10 protein-coding genes and 1 pseudogene are annotated in these 17,003 nt (G+C 61.6%); 6 read left to right on the top strand and 5 right to left on the bottom strand.

Annotated features, from left to right (window positions below; translation table 11 throughout):
- The 3 genes from C4S68_RS05795 to C4S68_RS05785 all read left to right on the top strand — a co-directional run bounded on the left by C4S68_RS05795 (window position 1) and on the right by C4S68_RS05785 (window position 3,691).
- Window positions 1-483, top strand: coding sequence for a RidA family protein (locus C4S68_RS05795; protein WP_103931978.1), 483 nt, complete (start codon window positions 1-3; stop codon window positions 481-483).
- Window positions 484-573: 90 nt separating this feature from the next.
- The gene (locus tag C4S68_RS05790; RefSeq protein ID WP_103931977.1) at window positions 574-2,190 is read left to right on the top strand and encodes a PLP-dependent transferase; all 1,617 of its coding nucleotides are present in this window, start codon (window positions 574-576) and stop codon (window positions 2,188-2,190) included.
- A gap of 124 nt (window positions 2,191-2,314) precedes the next feature.
- Window positions 2,315-3,691, top strand: coding sequence for an amidohydrolase/deacetylase family metallohydrolase (locus tag C4S68_RS05785; RefSeq protein ID WP_235011385.1), 1,377 nt, complete (start codon window positions 2,315-2,317; stop codon window positions 3,689-3,691).
- Between the two features lie 83 nt (window positions 3,692-3,774).
- Here the strand turns inward: C4S68_RS05785 and C4S68_RS05780 are convergent, their stop codons facing one another.
- Together C4S68_RS05780 and C4S68_RS05775 are read right to left on the bottom strand one after the other, a co-directional pair.
- Window positions 3,775-4,842: a lactonase family protein gene (locus C4S68_RS05780; RefSeq protein ID WP_235011413.1), complete on the bottom strand. Its 1,068-nt coding sequence runs from the start codon at window positions 4,840-4,842 to the stop codon at window positions 3,775-3,777.
- Window positions 4,843-4,961: 119 nt separating this feature from the next.
- A complete protein-coding gene (locus tag C4S68_RS05775; RefSeq protein ID WP_103931974.1) occupies window positions 4,962-6,512 on the bottom strand; it encodes an FAD-binding protein in 1,551 nt (516 codons plus the stop codon).
- Window positions 6,513-6,817: 305 nt separating this feature from the next.
- Here C4S68_RS05775 and C4S68_RS05770 point away from each other — a divergent pair, with 305 nt between their 5' ends.
- Window positions 6,818-7,930 carry an oxidoreductase gene (locus tag C4S68_RS05770; RefSeq protein ID WP_103931973.1) on the top strand — a complete coding sequence of 371 codons (1,113 nt, stop codon included), beginning with the start codon at window positions 6,818-6,820 and terminating at the stop codon, window positions 7,928-7,930.
- A gap of 476 nt (window positions 7,931-8,406) precedes the next feature.
- On the opposite strand, the gene C4S68_RS05765 is transcribed toward C4S68_RS05770, so the two are convergent.
- Together C4S68_RS05765 and C4S68_RS05760 are read right to left on the bottom strand one after the other, a co-directional pair.
- Window positions 8,407-8,613: a carboxypeptidase regulatory-like domain-containing protein gene (locus tag C4S68_RS05765; RefSeq protein ID WP_103931972.1), complete on the bottom strand. Its 207-nt coding sequence runs from the start codon at window positions 8,611-8,613 to the stop codon at window positions 8,407-8,409.
- A 183-nt stretch (window positions 8,614-8,796) separates the two neighbouring features.
- On the bottom strand, window positions 8,797-12,534 hold the full coding sequence (locus C4S68_RS05760; RefSeq protein ID WP_103931971.1) for a beta strand repeat-containing protein: 3,738 nt from the start codon (window positions 12,532-12,534) through the stop codon (window positions 8,797-8,799).
- A gap of 197 nt (window positions 12,535-12,731) precedes the next feature.
- Between C4S68_RS05760 and C4S68_RS05755 the strand changes: the two genes are divergently transcribed.
- Both C4S68_RS05755 and C4S68_RS05750 read left to right on the top strand, forming a co-directional pair.
- A complete protein-coding gene (locus C4S68_RS05755; protein WP_146072031.1) occupies window positions 12,732-15,842 on the top strand; it encodes a protein kinase domain-containing protein in 3,111 nt (1,036 codons plus the stop codon).
- A 123-nt stretch (window positions 15,843-15,965) separates the two neighbouring features.
- A complete protein-coding gene (locus C4S68_RS05750; RefSeq protein WP_103931969.1) occupies window positions 15,966-16,544 on the top strand; it encodes a sigma-70 family RNA polymerase sigma factor in 579 nt (192 codons plus the stop codon).
- Window positions 16,545-16,733: 189 nt separating this feature from the next.
- On the opposite strand, the pseudogene C4S68_RS05745 reads toward C4S68_RS05750, so the two are convergent.
- Window positions 16,734-16,964 (bottom strand): annotated as a pseudogene (locus C4S68_RS05745) (transposase); the annotation flags it as partial.
- Window positions 16,965-17,003 lie beyond the last annotated feature (39 nt).

Below are 17,003 nucleotides of genomic sequence, written 5' to 3'. Positions count from 1 at the left end.
ATGTCTAAGCAGTCCAGAAGAAGTCTTCTTATGAACGCAGCATCCGCTGCAGTGGCCGTCACTGGTGTGACTGTCGTTGAGCCGGCTGTGGCCCAGACGACAGGGAAGCTTGAGAAGAAATCGTATCCGGTGAAAAAGAACGCTGACAATGCTAGCGCCGCTCCACCGCTGTTTTCCAGTGCCGTTTCTTATGGCAACCTGCTCTTTCTCGCAGGCGTCGGTGCGCACTTCAAGGGAACGATCGAAGAGCACACCAAGCATGTTCTCGACGAGTTGGAGAAGAACCTTATCGGTGCCGGATCCTCTATGGAGAAGGTCCTCAAGGTCAACGTCTACCTGAACGACATTAACGACTGGGAGAAGATGAACACTGTTTACGCGGGACGCTGGGGGAAGGTGCCTCCGGTCCGAACGACGATCGCTCCAGCGGGGGGCATCCCAGGCAACTCACTCGTAGAGATTGATCTGATCGCCTACATCTAGCTTCCGATGTGCCGGTAAGAGTGCCTACCGGTACTGGCCTCATCCGTAAGAACCCATCACCCCATCGCAACGATTGGGAGAGACGAGTTTATGTCTATTTTTCGTAAGGCGCGCTGGTCACGGCGCGAGGTTCTCAAGCAATCGGGGCTCTTGTCCGCCGCCAGCGCCGCTACCGCCATCTCTCCGTTGGCCGCAGGCGCCATGTCGCAGGCTCAGGGCCCGTCTGGCGTAATGCTGCCAGCTCGGAAGGGCACCGAGATGAATAATCTGTTCACGCAGATTGGCGTGCGGCCCATTATCAACGCGCACGGCACGTTCACAATCATCAGTGGGTCGCGATCGTTGCCGCAGGTGAAGCAGGCCATGTACGAGGCGTCCTTCTACTTTGTGCATCTTGACGAGATGATGGACGCGATCGGCAAGGAGCTCGGGCAACTGACCGGGGCGGAGTGGGGAATCGCGACGACCGGTTGCGAAGCTGCGATTGCGCTGGCCACCGTGGCATGCACCGTTGGCACGGACCCCGAGAGGTCGCAGGCTCTGCCATACCGCAGAGAGCGTGACCAGGTCATCATTCCGAAGCACTCACGCAATCCTTATGATTTTGGTGTGCGCATGACCGGTGCGGAGGTCGTGGAGGTAGCTTCTGCCGAGGAGTTGAAGAACAAGATCTCGACGCGTACGGCAATGATCTACATCCTCTCCAGTCCCGCGGCGGAGACGGGGCCGTTGAGCATTCCCAACATCTGTGCGATCGCACGAGAGCACCAGATTCCCGTCTTTGTGGACGCGGCTGCAGAGGAGCCGCTGGTTCCGAACATCCATCTCCGACATGGTGCCACGCTGGTGGGTTACTCCGGCGGCAAGTGCATGCGCGGACCGCAGTCCTCCGGAATGCTGATTGGGCAGAAGGATCTTTGTCGTGCAGCGTACTTCCAGGCCGCGCCGCACCACAACTATGGCCGGGCCTTCAAGTGCAGCAAGGAAGAGGCGATGGGGCTGCTCGCTGCAGTGCGCCAGTGGTACAAACGCGACCACGATGCTGAACAGCGCATGTGGCTTTCATGGCTGCAGTACATCGCAGATCGCGTGAAGGGGCTGCCGTCTGTCACCGCAGAGTACCTGCAGCCTGAGGACCTCTCAAATCGGTCACCTCGTCTTCGCCTGCATTGGGATGCCTCGCAGCTAAAGATTACAGGCACGGAGTTAGTTGCCCGTCTCGATGCAGGAACGCCGCGCATCCTTGTTGACGGAGGCAGTGGGACCAGACCAGATCACATGGCAAGCTCGCTCACCATCATGCCGTACATGATGGATGCCGGTGAAGAGCACATCATCGCGGACGCAATCTTTGAGGCGCTGACGAACCCCGGCCACTATGAAGACCCTGCCATTCCAACCGGAGCACCGGAGCGTGTGCAAGGGAAGTGGGCGGTCTCCATTCAGTACACGCGCGGTGTGGGCGAGCAGCATTTCGCGATAGAGCAGAACGGCAACGAACTCCACGGGACACAATCGGGAGAGATGTACACGGCCGCACTCAAGGGCGCTATTCACGCCGATGAGATCGAACTGAGAAGTCAGATGGCTGTCCCCGGCAACGAGATCAACTGGACCTTCAAAGGGAAGGTAACAGGGAACTCGATGTCTGGTGCGGTCGACCTCGGTGAGTACGGGAAGGCCACCTGGAAGGCTACGAGAGCTTAGGGAAGTAGTTCACCGTCGCGCTGTCTGTGAAGGGCGCGGTCGGTGAGTGATTGCAACGAGGGCGCCGCCGCTTCTGATGGCGAGCGCTCGATGCATACCTGCGCCTCGGCGCACGGATTGGGGGATGATGATGGGACTCTTTCGCAAAGAGTTATGTGTAGCTGGTTTTGCAGCTTGCGCAATGGTTCTAGGTACGTTACCAGGCACAAATGGAATCGCCCAGACACGAGCGGTACCGCAACCGGTCTATGACTTGTTATTGCGAGGAGGGCATGTGCTCGATGATAAAAACCATATCGACTCCTTGATGGATGTTGCGGTCAAGGATGGCAAGATCGCAAGAGTTGCACCGCACATTTCCCCCGCCGATGCACTCAAGACGATCGATGTGAAGGGACTCTATGTGACTCCGGGACTGATCGATATCCATGTCCATGTATATGCGGGGACGGGAGAACGAAACTCCTATGCAGGCGATAACAGTGTGCCTCCAGATGGATTCACCTTCCGAGTCGGCGTGACGACGGTTGTCGATGCGGGATGCTCCGGATGGCGCAATTTTGAGGATTTCAAACAGCGCATTATCGACCGTTCGAAGACACGTGTCTTTGCGATGCTGAATATCGTGGGTTCCGGTATGCGCGGCGATGCCTACGAGCAGAACATGGCTGATATGGATGGAGAGGCGACCGCGACCATGGCGCTGAAGTATCCACAGATAATCGTTGGGATCAAGACGGCGCATTTCGCCGGTCCGCAATGGACTCCCGTGGAGCAGGCCGTTATCGCAGGCACCCACGCAAACATTCCGGTGATGGTGGACTTTGGCGTCGATTGGCCTAGCCGACCCATCTACGATCTAATGACCGAAAAGTTGCGGCCTGGTGATATCTACACGCATATGTATTCGGGATTGAGGCACGAACAAGACCTGACGACGCTCGGTCCGAGCCGTGGAATGATCGCAGGCCGCAAGCGGGGCATCTACTTTGACGTGGGCCATGGTGGCGGGAGCTTCCGTTGGGCGCTTGCGGAGCCGATGATCAAGGACGGCTTCATCCCGGACTCGATCTCGACCGATATTCATGTGACGAGCATGAACGCTGCGATGAAGGACGAGTTGAATGTAGCAGACAAGATCCTTGCATTGGGTGTGCCGCTCAAAGAAGTCGTTGCGGAGATGACTTCGCATCCGGCCCGAGAGATCAAACATGAGGAGCTCGGCAATCTCTCGGAGGGCTCCATTGCCGACATCGCAGTATTGCGTATGGAGAACGGGAAGTTCGGGTTCACTGACATGGACAACAAACGGCTCAATGGCACGAAGAGGCTGGTTTGTGAACTTACGTTGAAGGACGGCAAGATTGTCTATAACCTGAACGGTCTGGGTACCTCGTTATGGAATCAGCCGGCTGGACCGCATGATAGTGTGGCGTCACGCTGGACGACATTCGCGCCACATGCAGCGCCGACAGGGAAGGCGGGCTCCACAGAACACTAGCTTAGGATCGGGCAGACAATAGCGGTTCGAGTTGCCCGGCTTCTACGTTTGTGGCGAGTGTAACCAGCGGGTGGCCACCAGAGTCAGCGATGCTGCATGCTTGGAAGCTGAGGTGCTCCGATCGTATCCAAAGGCTTCATCGTGAAGCAACGCGTGGCCGCCATGGGTGTAATGCTGACAAGATTGCCGAGAGCGCCTGTCGTACTGTCGACGCGGATCCGCGCCACGCCGCAGGAGGTTACGGCAATCAGTGCTTGTCCTTCCGCAGACGCAATCAATTCATGCACCACCGTCGCTGCCATTCTCGTCCTCTGCTTCACGGAAAGCATGCCTGTCGCTGGGGCGATCCTCCACGCGGCGATCTCATCTCCCCTTGACGAGTAAAGAGTGTCGCTGCTGGGATGAATCGCCAATGTCTCGCCGTAGCCTTCGCAGGATTGCACGAATTGATCCCGAATCACACCAGCGTGGGCGTCGTAGTGCAACCCAATGATCGAACTGCTAAGTACGTTGGCGACATAGAGCCGGCGCGAGGAGGGATGCAACGCGAGATGCCGAGGCCCGCTGCCAGCTGGAAGAAGATGCCTGGACAGCGTTCGTAGCCCGGCATCGTATCCAAAGACCGTCAGACGATCGCTACCCATGTCTGCGGTAATCACGTGTCCATTCCGGTCAAATAGAACTGTTTGAGGGCGGGCACTTCCCTGATGTTGCGCGTCCGGCCCGCACCCGGTCTCCTTCACAATGCTGCGTACTGTACCTAGTTGACCGTCAACGCCGATGGGAAGGAGGTTGTAGGCTCCCCCTCCTTGCACGGCAACCACAAGGGCCGTTCCATCGGGAGAGACTGCGAGGTGTCGCGGCATGATGGCCGAGAGCGATAGCCCTTGACATCCCAAAGACCTCAGTTTGCCCGTCGAAGTCTCGACTTGGAAGGTTTCAACAGCACCACGAGGCAGCCCTTCCCACTCGCTCAACTCCTGGAGGACGTAGAGCATGCGTCCATCGGGGTGTAGGGCAAGCGAAACGGGTGCTTTGGTTGCGATTGCCTGTTGCAAAATCCATCGTTGGCCATCCGCGCGATATACATGAATGCCCGGGGATTCTCCCGTAGTACCGAGGAACGCAACGTGTGGAAGGACTGCTGTCATGTCTTGTGAGAGAAGGGCCCCATGTAAGAGGCGCGTGTACCTGCTTGCCGGCAGAGTGAGAGATGCTTGCAAAAACCTTCGGCGGTTCCACGGCTCATGCTCGAACATATCCGCCTCGCCTAGTTTCGTATCGACATCGCATGGTGAAAGATGTTGTTGGGGTCGTACTTCCGCTTGACAGCCTGCAGGAATGGATAGAGTCCTTCGACGCCGTAGTAAAGCTGCGGCCAGTAGGGATAGGCCAACATCTCCTTGTCCGGGTAGTTGATGTAACAGCCTTCGTAGCGTGGTCCTGGAAAGGGCGTCCCAGGATGCAGGGGGTCGGAGTCCGGTCCTGAGTAGAGTTCGGTGTAGAAGTCATTGAGCCATGTGCTGTGGGCCGCATCGTCCTCGGCATCGCTCCAGAAAGTCATAGGTTGCATCTTAATGACCGACGAACGTTGCGCCATTGCCGTGGTGTTTGCGAAGCCTGGGCGATTGATCGCGCCACCATAGGAATCGATCTCCACCATAGAAGCTTTCAGATCGATGCTGCCTGCCGTTCGATGCATGTGCTTGTAGATGCATCGTGCCTCGGCTTCGGTGAACCCGCGCTTCATGTAGACCGATTTGTACTTACCCCGCAACCTTCCTGGTCCTCCGGCTTCGGTTGCCGTTGCATAGAGCCAGCTGGTCCGTCTGACGGTATGCACGCCGAGGCAGACGGCTTCTGTGGGGTCCCGCGGTGTCGCTGCTTTGCCGCCTGAGGGCTGGCCATGTGTTGTCTTCGGTGCGGTGGTCGTCGTCACACCGCCGCATTGCGCGAAGAGATCAAGATAGTCATTCAAGACGGTCAGATCATTGCATGTGCCGTCTGGATTACAGAACTGCACCGACATGCCGAAGCCCGGGTTCGAGTGATGGGCAACGGTGAGTACAGCAAACATACCCCAGGTATCGGGGGCCTGCCCTCGGGTCTCCCAGTAGTCACCAAAGGTCTTCATGATTCGCACGAATCGCTCGACCGTCGTGTCGCTCCAGATGAAGCGGACATGCGCCTCGATCACCTCAGCAGGAGCCTGCGGCAGCTCATCGAAGACATAACTTGTGATTACTCCAAAGTTGCCACCACCACCGCCACGGCAGGCGCGAAACAGGTCGGCATCGCGGTGTGCGCTGGCTGTTCGTGGAACTACCGTGCCTTTCGCGTCGACGGTGAGAATGTCGACCGCTGAGAGCCAGTCGCAGGACAAGCCATGCAGCCGCGACAGCAGACCATAGCCGCCGCCTGTGATGTGGCCGCCAGCTCCTACAGTGCCGCAGGTGCCTGCGGGCAACGTTGCCCCATAGCGCTTGTAGAGTTCGGAGTAAGCGTTCCAAAGCTGCGCCCCGGGACCGATCCTATAGACAGACTCGCCGCTGCGTTTTCCCACCGTCGACATGAGGCTCAGGTCAAGTATGGCACCGGCAGGGTTATTTACAACGAAGTCCTCGTAGCAATGTCCTCCGCTGCGCACAGTAGGGCGTACGCCCTCGCTTACTATGGCCTGCAGTGCGTCCGCAGCGTCGGCAGCGTTTTCACACAAGACAATACGTGCAGCTGCGTTGGCCTCGACTGAGGGCCAGCGGAGGTTCTGGCCTTGTTTGAGCGTCTGATACCGGGAGTCGTGCCTGGAAACTACGATCGCCATCGGGTCCTATCCCATAGAGTCTTCGCCAGTGAGCGGACGAGGAGAGACACGCTACCACGCGGAAGGAGTTATCGATTGAGGCTTCTGTCATCAAGAAAGTCAAACCTTCAGCCGCCGGCATCTCCTGCTGAGGGAGCCTGATCTCATTGGATAGAACGCGGGCCTTTGATGTCATGGGGCCATTGCCCGACGGCCCACTAGGTCATTTGACTTAGTCTGGTCGACATTGAATTTCACCTTGCGGCGTAGCCTCGTAGGGCAGGGTACAGTCGAAACAGAAACGATACCGCTGGATTGAGGGTAGGATGAGCGCAACAGAACGAATAGTCCGAGTCGCGTTGATTGGTTATGGCTTTGCCGGAAAGGTGTATCACGCTCCCCTGATCCGGTCGGTTCCCGGGCTAGCGCTCGCGGTAGTGGGGTCAAGCCGCAGCGAGGCTGTGCATGCCGACATCCCGGACACGCTCGTTTGTACGGCGGAAGACGCAGCGACGCATCCCTCGGTCGATCTGGTTGTAATTGCTACACCCAATGAGAGTCATTTTGCGCTGGCGGCCACGGCGCTCCGCGCGGACAAAGATGTCGTCGTCGATAAACCTTTCACCATCACTCTCGCGGAAGCGCGCTCCCTTGCGGAGATTGCCAGGCAGCATGGCCGCATTCTTTCGGTGTTTCATAATCGCCGATGGGAAAGTGAGGTGCTCGCCGCCAAGGCCATGCTGGAATCAGGGGCGCTTGGGGAGGTCTCACACTACGAGTGCCACATGGACCGCTATCGCCCCGTCGTTCGCGAGCGCTGGCGGGAATCGGCGGGGCCTGGTGCGGGGTTATGGTTCGATCTCGGACCACACTTGATCGACCAGGCGTTGCACCTGTTTGGCCTTCCGCAGTCCGTGAATGCGGGCATCGCGACACTTCGTTCAGCCGGGCAGACGGACGACTGGGCACATGTGCAGTTGAATTACACACGTAACGGCAAAGATCACCTGCGCGTTGTCCTGCATTGCACGTTGCTTGCGGCTGGTGGCGGGCCGCGTTCGATGCTTCATGGCACGCGAGCCAGCTGGATGAAGTATGGCGCCGATGTGCAGGAGCAGCAGTTGAAGGAGGGGATGCTGCCTGACGATCCTCGATTTGGTGTGGATCCCGATGCCGGGATTCTCGTCGATGGCGCTACGGGAACTAGAACCACGATTCCTGTGCCCCGCGGCGAACAGCGCAGGTATTACATTCAAATTCGCGATGCGATCTTGAAGGGACAAGTGCCGCCCATTTCGGTGGGGAATGCAATCGCTGTGATGGCGATCCTCGAGGCGTCATTTGAGTCAGCCGCGCGCGGGCAGGTTCTTCCGCTCCCTCTCACGGCTGCCGAGCTCGCTGAATGGCACGAGGGTGAGCACCGTGATAGGTCCTCTTAGGCAAGAGTTCGTGGTTGGAGTTCTATATAGGTATTCGGCACTGATCGCTTCTCACAATGCAGCAGTTTCACAGTCGAGGAGGGAACCTTGTTTCCTGGCGCATCAATGCGAAGTGGTTCCTGGCGTTTAGGATTGCATCGCGAAAGGTGAAGTTGGCTTCGCTATGAAACTCCAATGAGCTGGGCTTCGTGATCATGTCGATCCTTCCGCGTCCGGGCCGCGAGAACTCAGAGGAGTATGGGGCGTTATTAGTTCGGACCTCTTGAGTGGCCGATGCCGAGACTGCGACACCTTCATCTTTATGCCGTCGACAATATGCGTGACGCCTCCTGATGCACCGGAAGACGCATCGAGGAATGGCGTGAGAGGCGCGATGATGTCTTGATCGAATACGGACAGTTAGCGCAGTTCGTCACTACGAACCGTAACCGCATCGCGGTTGGAGGGGGGATCCGTCGATAGAGTCTCTTCTGTGCCTACAGTCCGTTCTGGCTCACCGTGTCGTTGGCCAGAACGATGTTCAGGCCAACGGTGTCGCCGTTCAGCTTCACTGACACGGTCCTGGTGGCGAAGCCAAGATACGCAAGGATGGTCAGGTCGTAGGTGCCTGTCGAAACTTTCTCGAATGCGAAATTACCCCTCGCATCGGATTGCGTCTGGGCTATGGGCGGGTTGCCTCCCATCGATAGCTGCAGTGAACTCCGGTCACCGCAGCTCCGCTGGAGTCGGCGATATGTTCGCTGAGGGCCGCGCCGTGCTGTGCGAGAGCGTTCTCGGCCGCACGAGCGGTGGGGTCCGGAGTTGACGGTGCCGAATCACCATCGAGCCCGGGTACCCGTCCTCCCTTCCCGCCTCGGAGATTTTCGCTACTGCTGCACTACGCTCACCGAAGGCGAAGCCCCGCTCGCCCCGGGGCCGTCCATGTGAATCAGCTTCGTTGCTGAGATCACGTAGCCCGTTCCACCATCGCTAAACGTGAGCAGTCCGGTCGCGTCCACCGTATACGTGCCTGCGGCCGACTGGTTCCACTGCAGCGTGCCGCCCGAGTCGCTGTTCGCCGTCGTCAGGCCGAACGTCCCTGATCCGATCGTGCCTGCACCTAACGATCCGCCACCCTCCGGGACCACGTTAAGGTTCCCGAAGACATAAGTCCCGCTTCCCGGGGTCGTCGCCGTCTGTGGCTCTACGTAAAGTACCCCCGGCTCCTGTCCAGTCTCTACTGCATACGCCGTGTTCGTGCCGGAGAGATAGAAGATCGGAGGATTGCTACCGACACCCGTGAACGTCATGCGCCCGTTCGAGGCCACGCTATATGTTCCCGAGCCCGTCTGCGAAGAGACCGTCCCCTGCTGGTTCTGGTAGAAGACCACGCTGAGCGTGGTGCCGGAGGTCGTTGCCACCGTCCGTCCCACGATCGCGTTCGACCCCGACACCGCCGCTGACGTTCCCCAAGCTGCAATGTAGTTGTCCGAAGGTGCCGCTCCCCAGAACACCGCGCTGCCGCTGAAGTTGGACGTCGTGAACGAGCTCGTCGTCTGCTGCGCCGCCTTGCCCGCAAGCAGGGAGTAGTTCGCGTGCGAATCTACCGAGACCACATAGAACTTCGTCGCGTTCACCATGTAGATCACGAAGTCATGCGGCCAGATGTTCGCATCCGAGCTCGGCAGCGTGCTGCCTGCACTCAGCGTCAGCGTGGCGCGTCCGTTGGAGGCGTCCGGCGTCCCATAGGTCCCGCTGAACGAGGCCAGCGTATACACGTTCGTCCCGCTGGCGATGTCCTGCTGTCCGCTCGAAACGAGCCCCGCACCGGAGAGCGACATCACGCCCGCCGTCGCCAGTGGTCCGTGGTCCGTTGCACTGTTGCACGCAGAGACTCCCAGCGGGCAGCTCTCGCCCGTCAGCCCGAAGACATAACCTCCGGCCAGCTTCGCGGTCGTGAAGTCCGTGAGCGTCTGCTGCGCGAACTCGCCCGAGAACCGCGAGCCTCCCGTTATGCCGATGCCCGACGTATCGTCGAAGCGAATCAGGTCGCCCGCTGTCGCCACGCCGGAGTTGATGTTGCCTGCGTTGAACGCGATCACCACCGTCTTGCCGGTGCTAAGCGAAAGCGTCATTTGCCCAAGGTTCGTCGAGGGCAGGGCATAGGTTCCGGTCAGGCTCACACTCTCCGCCAGCCCGCCCGAAGCGTCGTTGTAGTCCAGCGTGCCGGAGGTGATGTTGCCCGCGCCGTCTGCGACAAAGCTCCCCGCCAGCGCTGACTTGTACGTATTCCCGTCATTCGTTCCGTCCACCCAGCCCGTCGCGTAGAACGCATAGTGCCCGGAGAGGTAGGAGTCATTCGTTCCCAAGATCGCATACACCGTCAGCGTGTAGTTCTGCGTCGCCGTGTGCGAAGCCGAGTCCTCGACCATCACCGTGAACGTCGTGGAGCCCGTATTCGTGCTCCCCGGCGTGCCCGTGATCTTGCCTGTCGAGGTATTCAGGGTCGCCCATGAGGGCAGCGAACCCGAAGAGATGCTGAAGACGTCCGATCCCGTTCCGCCTGAGGCGCCGATCGACTGCGAGTACGCCGTCCCCACGGTGGCAGCCGAGAGCGACGTCGTCGAAATCGCCAGCGTGCCGTTCACCGTCAGTGTGAATTGTGCCGCGTTCGTGTCCGAGCCGGAGTCCGTCACTGTCAGAGTGAACGTGTACGTGCCGGCTGTTGTCGGTGTGCCGGAGAGCGCGCCCCCGCTCGTTAGGGTCGCCCAGGAGGGCAGTGACGAACCGCTCGCCACCGACCAGCTGTAGCCCGCACCGGTCCCGCCGCTCGCCGCCAGTGTTTGCGAGTATGCCGTGCCCACGTAGCCGCTCGCCAGCGTCGTCGAAGTCGCAATTCCTAACGAAGGATTAATCGTGATCGACAGCGTGCCCGTCGCCGTGTGCGAGGTCGTGTCCGTCGCCTGCACCTGGAACGTTGTCGCTGCGCCGCCCGAAGCCACCGTCGGCGTGCCGCTGAGCACCCCCGCCGTGCTCAACGATAGCCCCGCCGGTGCGCTGCTCCCGCTCGCAATCGCCCAGGTGTATGAACCCGACCCGCCTGTGGCCGTCAGGGTCGTCGAATACGCCGATCCCACCACCGCGCTCGGCAGCGTCGCGGAGGTTACGCTCAGGCTCGCATTTACCGTCAGCGTGTAGCTCTGCGACGCCGTATTCGATGCCGAGTCCTTCACCTGCGCCGTGAAGCTTGCCGAGCCGGAACTTGTAGGCGTTCCAGAGATGACCCCGCCCGACAAGCTGAGCCCCACCGCTGTCAGGCTCGTCGCTCCCGTTGTTACGGACCACGTATACCCTGTGCCCGATCCGCCCGAGGCCGTCAGCGTCTGCGAGTATGCCGAGTTCACCACCGCGCTCGGCAGGGTCGCCGGTGAGATCGTTAGCGCCGCGTAGCTGATCGTCAGCGTGTAGCCTACCGACGCCGTGTTCGAGGCCGAATCCAGTACTTGCATGGTGAAGGGAATCGTCGCCGCAGAGGTCGGCGTGCCCGAGAGCGTGCTGCCGGAGAAGCTCAGTCCGGCGGCCGTCAGCGCCGACGCTCCGGATGTGATGGAGAAGGTGAAGCCCGTGCCCGCCCCGCCCGAGGCCGTGAAGCTCTGGCTGTAGGACTTGCCCACCGTTGCCGCCAGCGCCGTCGTCGACGGGTTAAGCGTCAGCGCCGGGTACACCACCGTCACCGTGAAGCTCTGTGTCGCCGAATCGCCATAGGCGTCCGCCGCTTTCACCGAGAAGCTGAAGCTCCCACCCGCCGTCGGGGTGCCCGTCAGTGCGCCGCCGGTCGAAAGACTCAAGCCCGTCGGCAGCGATCCTGAAGCCAGCGAGTAGGTCAGCGTCCCCGCGCCGCCCGCCGTGGCAATCGTTGCGCTATAGGCCGTGTTGTAGGTCGCATTTGCCAGCGTCGTCGTGGTGAACGTAATCGCTGCGGCCGGCGCGATCGTCAGGCTCAGCGTCTTGGTCGCCGTCAGCGCCGTCGCCGTGCCCGAATCCGTCATCTTGAACGAGAGGCTCGCTGTCCCCGCGCCCGTGGCCGTCGGCGTTCCGGTAATCGTGCCGGTCGATGCCGTGAAGCTCAGCCCTGACGGCAGCGTGCCCGATGTCAGCGCCCACGTGTACGGCGAGAGGCCACCCGAGCCCGCCAGCGCTGCCGAGTACGCCGATCCCACCGTGCCCGAGGCTAGCGTGCTCGTTGTGATCGAAGGCGCCGCCGGAACGGTCAGCGTAACCGTCGCCGACTTCGTCGTGTCGGTCATGGAGGTTGCCGTCACGGTGACAGTCTGCGCTGAGCTCGTCGCCGCCGGAGCCGTGAGCGTTGCCGAGCTGGTCGTCGTCCCCGAGAGCGTGCCTGCGCTCGTCGTCCACGTCACGCCCGCGCTGTTCTTGTCGTTTGTCACTGTCGCCGAGATCGTGATCGCATCGCCGCCATCCACGGTCGTCGCCGATGCCGTGGCGCTGACGCTTACCGTCGCCACAGCTCCGCCTCCGCTGCACCCGGAGAGTGCGATGCTGAGCGCCACAATGAACGAAGTCAGGACAGACCACACCGCTTGACGAATTGATCCACGACGCATGGGACATGCCTCCGGAACACCGGGGCTGTGTCATGCCTCCCATCAGCACACCGGGTTCTGTCTCTTTACGCGAGATCCCGCCGCCAAACCCGCCATCCTTCGCAAGATTTTTCCAGATGCACGTTGACCGGACCCACGGCTGGAAGGAAATTGACACTGCGTCCGCATTGGGTTGAAGTGGAGGCACCCTTCTAGCGGTGACGGAAATTCCCATGGAGTTCAAGGCGGAGGAGTGGAACCGGGTTAAGGAGTTGTTCCTGGCGGCTCTCGTGCATGAGCAGCCGGGCGACCGCATCGCGTGGCTCAGGCGCGAAGAGCCCAGCCCCAGCGTTCGCGAAGCCGTGGAGCGCCTCCTCGACGCCCACGAGGAGGCTGACATCCTCTTCCGGCTCGATGGCGCGCTCGATCACCCTTCGGCTGCCGAACTGGGCCATCTTGCCGCGGGAACCATCCTCGCCGAACGCTTCCGGGTCGTCCGCTTCCTGGCCCGCGGCGGCATGGGCGAGGTCTATGAGGCTCTCGACCTCGAGTTCAATGCCGCCGTTGCCATCAAGACGATTCGTCCTGAGATCGCCGATAACCCCGAGGCCCTGGCCCGCTTCAAGCGAGAGGTCCACCTCGCCCGTCGCGTCACCCATCCGAATGTTTGCCGCATCTTCGATCTCTTCCGGCACCGCAACATCAGCGGGGGTGGCGACGTCCTCTTCGTCAGCATGGAGCTTGTGCATGGCAACACCCTCGCCGCCTATCTCAAGGAGCGTGGGCTGCTGGAGCCCGCCGAAGCCCTTCCGCTCCTGCGCCAGATCCTGGCGGGAGTCGACGCCGCGCACCAGGTCGGCGTCCTGCACCGCGACCTGAAGCCGGCCAACATCCTCCTCGAGCTCGCCCGAGACGGCTCCCTCCGAGCCGCCATTTCGGACTTCGGCCTCGCCTGGAACCTGAACTCCAGCGGCGACTCCCTGGCCTCCGGTACAGGTCCGATGGTGATCGGCACACCCGAGTTCATGTCGCCCGAGCAGATAGAAGGCCGCACCCTCACCCCCGCCTCCGATCTCTACTCCCTCGGCCTTGTCATCCATCGCATGATCACCGGCGTTAACGTCTTCGCCGGGGACACCCCTCTGCTCGCCGCGCTGCGCCGGCTGCATGAGGTCCCACCGCCGCCCAGCCTCCTCGTCCCGGAACTCGGCCATTCATGGGACGACCTCGTCCTGCGTTGCCTCGATCCCGACCCCGCGCGGCGCTTCTCGAACGCTCTTGCGGTTCTGTCCGCGCTACCAGCCCCGTCCCCGGCCGCAACGCCGCAACCCACCGCCGTCGCTCTCGTTCCAGCCGTTGAGACCGTGATCCTCGTACCCGCGCACCGCTGGAGCGCCTGGTTCGGCTGGAAGAGCCTCACCGCCACTGCTGCGCTCCTGTTGCTCGTCGGCTGGGGCGCCATTGTCCTCTACCGCCACCATCTGCGCGCCCATCCCGTTACGGGCCTTACCGCCGTCCTTGCGGATTTCGTCAACACCACCGGCGAGCCCGTCTTCGACCGCACCATGAACATCGCGCTCTCGGAGAAGCTCCAGCAGACGCCGTTCCTCAACCTCATGTCCGACGCTCGCATCCGCCTCGGCCTCCGCTACATGGGCATGCCCGACACGGAGCGCCTTACCCAGTCCGTCGCAGGCCAGGTCTGCCGCCGCATGGGAGCGCAGGCCGTGCTGCAGGGCTCCATCGCCAGCACTGCATCCGGGTACACCGTCATCCTCCGAGCGTTGCCGTGCGCTGCCGGAGACGCCTTCGCCGTTCGCCAGGCCCAAGTCACCCAGCGCAGCCAGGTCGTGCAAGCCCTAAACCAGGTCGCCGACGCCATCCGTCCCGCGCTAGGTGAGTCCGCCGCCTCCATCCACAAGTACGATGTCCCCGCCTGGGAGGCCACTACCCCCTCGCTCGACGCCCTCATGGCCTTCAGCGACGGCCATCGCGCCTGGAACACCTCCGGCGAGGCTGCTGCGCTGCCATACTTCGAGCACGCCATCGCCCTCGATCCCAACTTTGCCATGGCGTATGCCCGTCTCGGCACCGTCTACGGCAACATGGGCGAGACGCAGCGATCGCACGACGCCATCCGCAAGGCCTACGACCTCCGCGACCGCGTCACCGAGCGCGAACGGTTCTATATCGTCTCCCACTTCTACGCGTTCGTCACCGGCGAGATCGACAGGGAGATGGCCACCTACGAGGAGTGGGCCAGGGCCTATCCCGTCGACATGGCCTGGACGATCAACCTCAGCGTCGACTACGCCATGACCGGACAATTCGACAAGGCCATCGAGCTTCAGCAGAAGGCCATCCGCGACGCTCCCGGCAACGCGCCCAGCTACGGCGATCTCGCTCAGCTCTACCTCGCCGTTGATCGCCCCGACGAAGCCCTCGCCGTCCTCGACGAGGCCAAACAGCTGCACCTGCAGGACGCCAACACGCGCCTCATACAGTACAGTCTCCTCTTCTATCGCGGCGACGCGCCAGCCATGCGCCAGCTCGTCGCAAGCGCGGAGCAGGAGGCTGGCATCGGCGACATGCTGCTGGCCCAGCAGGCCGCCACCGAGGACCGCATGGGCGACCTCAACGCTGGACGCGACTTCGCCCTCCGCGCTGCCGCGCTCGCGCAGCAGCAGGGAAACCCCGAGGTCAGCGCCAACTGGATCGCTGGCGAAGCCCTCCGCCAAGCGGAACTCGGCAATACCCATGTGGCCCGAGAGCTCGCCGCTCGGGCCCTCGCCACGCCCAAGGCCGCGGCCGGTTCGGACGTCCAGGTTCTCGTGGCCTTCACCGATGCCCAGACTGGCGAAACGCATCAGGCCGAGGCGCTGCTCGCCTCACTCGCCCACGATCATCCCCTCGACTCCTTGGTCCAGTCCTACTGGATCCCTGTGATCCGTGCCCGGCTCGCGCTTACCGAAGGCCATCCTGAGCAGACCCTCCAGCTCCTCGAGCCCGCCCGCCACTATGACATGGGCATCTTCTCCCCCGGCCAGTGCATGGACGCCGCCTACCTCCGCGCGCTCGCGCTCCTCGACCAGCATCGCGGCAACGCAGCCGCCGCCGAGTTCGGAAACATCCTCGCCCACCGGGGCTTCGTCCTCAACTGCCCCACCAGCGCGCTAGCCACGCTCGGTCTCGCCCGCGCCCTCTCCCAGTCCGGAGATATGTCCAGCAGCCGCGCGGCGTATCAGGATCTCTTCGCCCTCTGGAAGGACGCCGACCCCCGGGCCCCACTTGCCGCGTCGGCCCAGGCGGAATATCGTGCCCTGCGATGAGCCGCGCGCGTCTCATCGCACCCGGTCCCGAAACTTCGTGCTCTCCGCCTTGAGATCCCTGCCAGACAATCACGAACCGCATGCCCTAAGATCAAGGGCATCCTCTTGGAGACCTCAACGGGTGTGAACCCCACTGGTTCGGAAGTTACGGCCCTCTTAGATCGTCTCTCGCACGGTGACAGGACTGTCATCGAGCGCCTCATGCCTCTCGTCTACGACGAGCTGCGGCGTCGCGCGGTGCGCTCCATGCGCGAGGAGCGCACCGGCCATACCCTCCAGCCCACCGCCCTTGTCCACGAGGCATATCTCAAGCTCGTCGAGCAGCGTGAACCCCACTTCGCCAATCGCGCCCACTTCTTTGCCATCGCCAGCGAGCTCATGCGCCGAATCCTCGTCGATCACGCCCGCGCCCGGCTCGCCTCCAAGCGTGGCGGCGAATACGACCTCGTCCCCCTCGACGAGGTCTTCGTCTTCCACCCCGAGCGCCCTGCTACTCTCACCGCTGTCGACGACGCTCTCGAGAAACTCCGCACCCTCGACCCTCGCCAGGAACAGATTGTCACCATGCGCTTCTTCGGCGGACTCACCGTCGAGGAGACCGCCCAGGTCCTCGGTGTCTCCCCCCGAACCGTTGAGCGCGAGTGGACCATGGCCCGCGCCTGGCTTTTTCTTCAACTCCGCGAGCACGCGCAACCTCGTTAGCGGATGCTGCCTGCCCCACCCAAACTTCCCTTCAGCAGTTACCGCATCAGGAGAGGGAAGTAATTGGTCTAATAGTGCAGATTGTTGATACATATAGACAATATTTGACTGGTCTCGTCCAATCTCTCACGCCTCAATTCGCTTCAATCAGCCGATAAAAGTGACGGTGTCGGGACCAGATGGTAGCGGACGGTCCAGGCTCAGATCGGCCACCAGCCTCTTGAGCTTCGCGTTCTCGTCGCGCAGCTGCCGAAGCTCATGCAACTCGCTCAAACCCGGCCCTGCATACTTCTTCTTCCAGAGATAGAACGTCTGTTGGCTGATCCCGAGCTTCCGGCAGATCTCCACCACCGTGTCGCCAGACTCCGCCTCCCGCGATACCCGCAGAATATCCTCTTCGCGGTGCCCCTTCTTGCCCATATCCCAGCTCTCCTCTCCTGCTTCCAGAGAACCACAACA

Origin of the sequence: Bryocella elongata, assembly GCF_900108185.1 — a bacterium.
Classification (GTDB): Bacteria; Acidobacteriota; Terriglobia; order Terriglobales; family Acidobacteriaceae; genus Granulicella; species Granulicella elongata.
This window is presented reverse-complemented; position numbering and strand designations above follow the sequence as displayed.

Coding starts and splice junctions, on each gene's coding strand:
- C4S68_RS05795 (WP_103931978.1), top strand. CDS start 1: ATGTCTAAGCAGTCCAGAAGAAGTCTTCTTATGAACGCAGCATCCGCT.
- C4S68_RS05790 (WP_103931977.1), top strand. CDS start 574: ATGTCTATTTTTCGTAAGGCGCGCTGGTCACGGCGCGAGGTTCTCAAG.
- C4S68_RS05785 (WP_235011385.1), top strand. CDS start 2,315: ATGATGATGGGACTCTTTCGCAAAGAGTTATGTGTAGCTGGTTTTGCA.
- C4S68_RS05780 (WP_235011413.1), bottom strand. CDS start 4,842: ATGACAGCAGTCCTTCCACACGTTGCGTTCCTCGGTACTACGGGAGAA.
- C4S68_RS05775 (WP_103931974.1), bottom strand. CDS start 6,512: ATGGCGATCGTAGTTTCCAGGCACGACTCCCGGTATCAGACGCTCAAA.
- C4S68_RS05770 (WP_103931973.1), top strand. CDS start 6,818: ATGAGCGCAACAGAACGAATAGTCCGAGTCGCGTTGATTGGTTATGGC.
- C4S68_RS05765 (WP_103931972.1), bottom strand. CDS start 8,613: ATGGGAGGCAACCCGCCCATAGCCCAGACGCAATCCGATGCGAGGGGT.
- C4S68_RS05760 (WP_103931971.1), bottom strand. CDS start 12,534: ATGCGTCGTGGATCAATTCGTCAAGCGGTGTGGTCTGTCCTGACTTCG.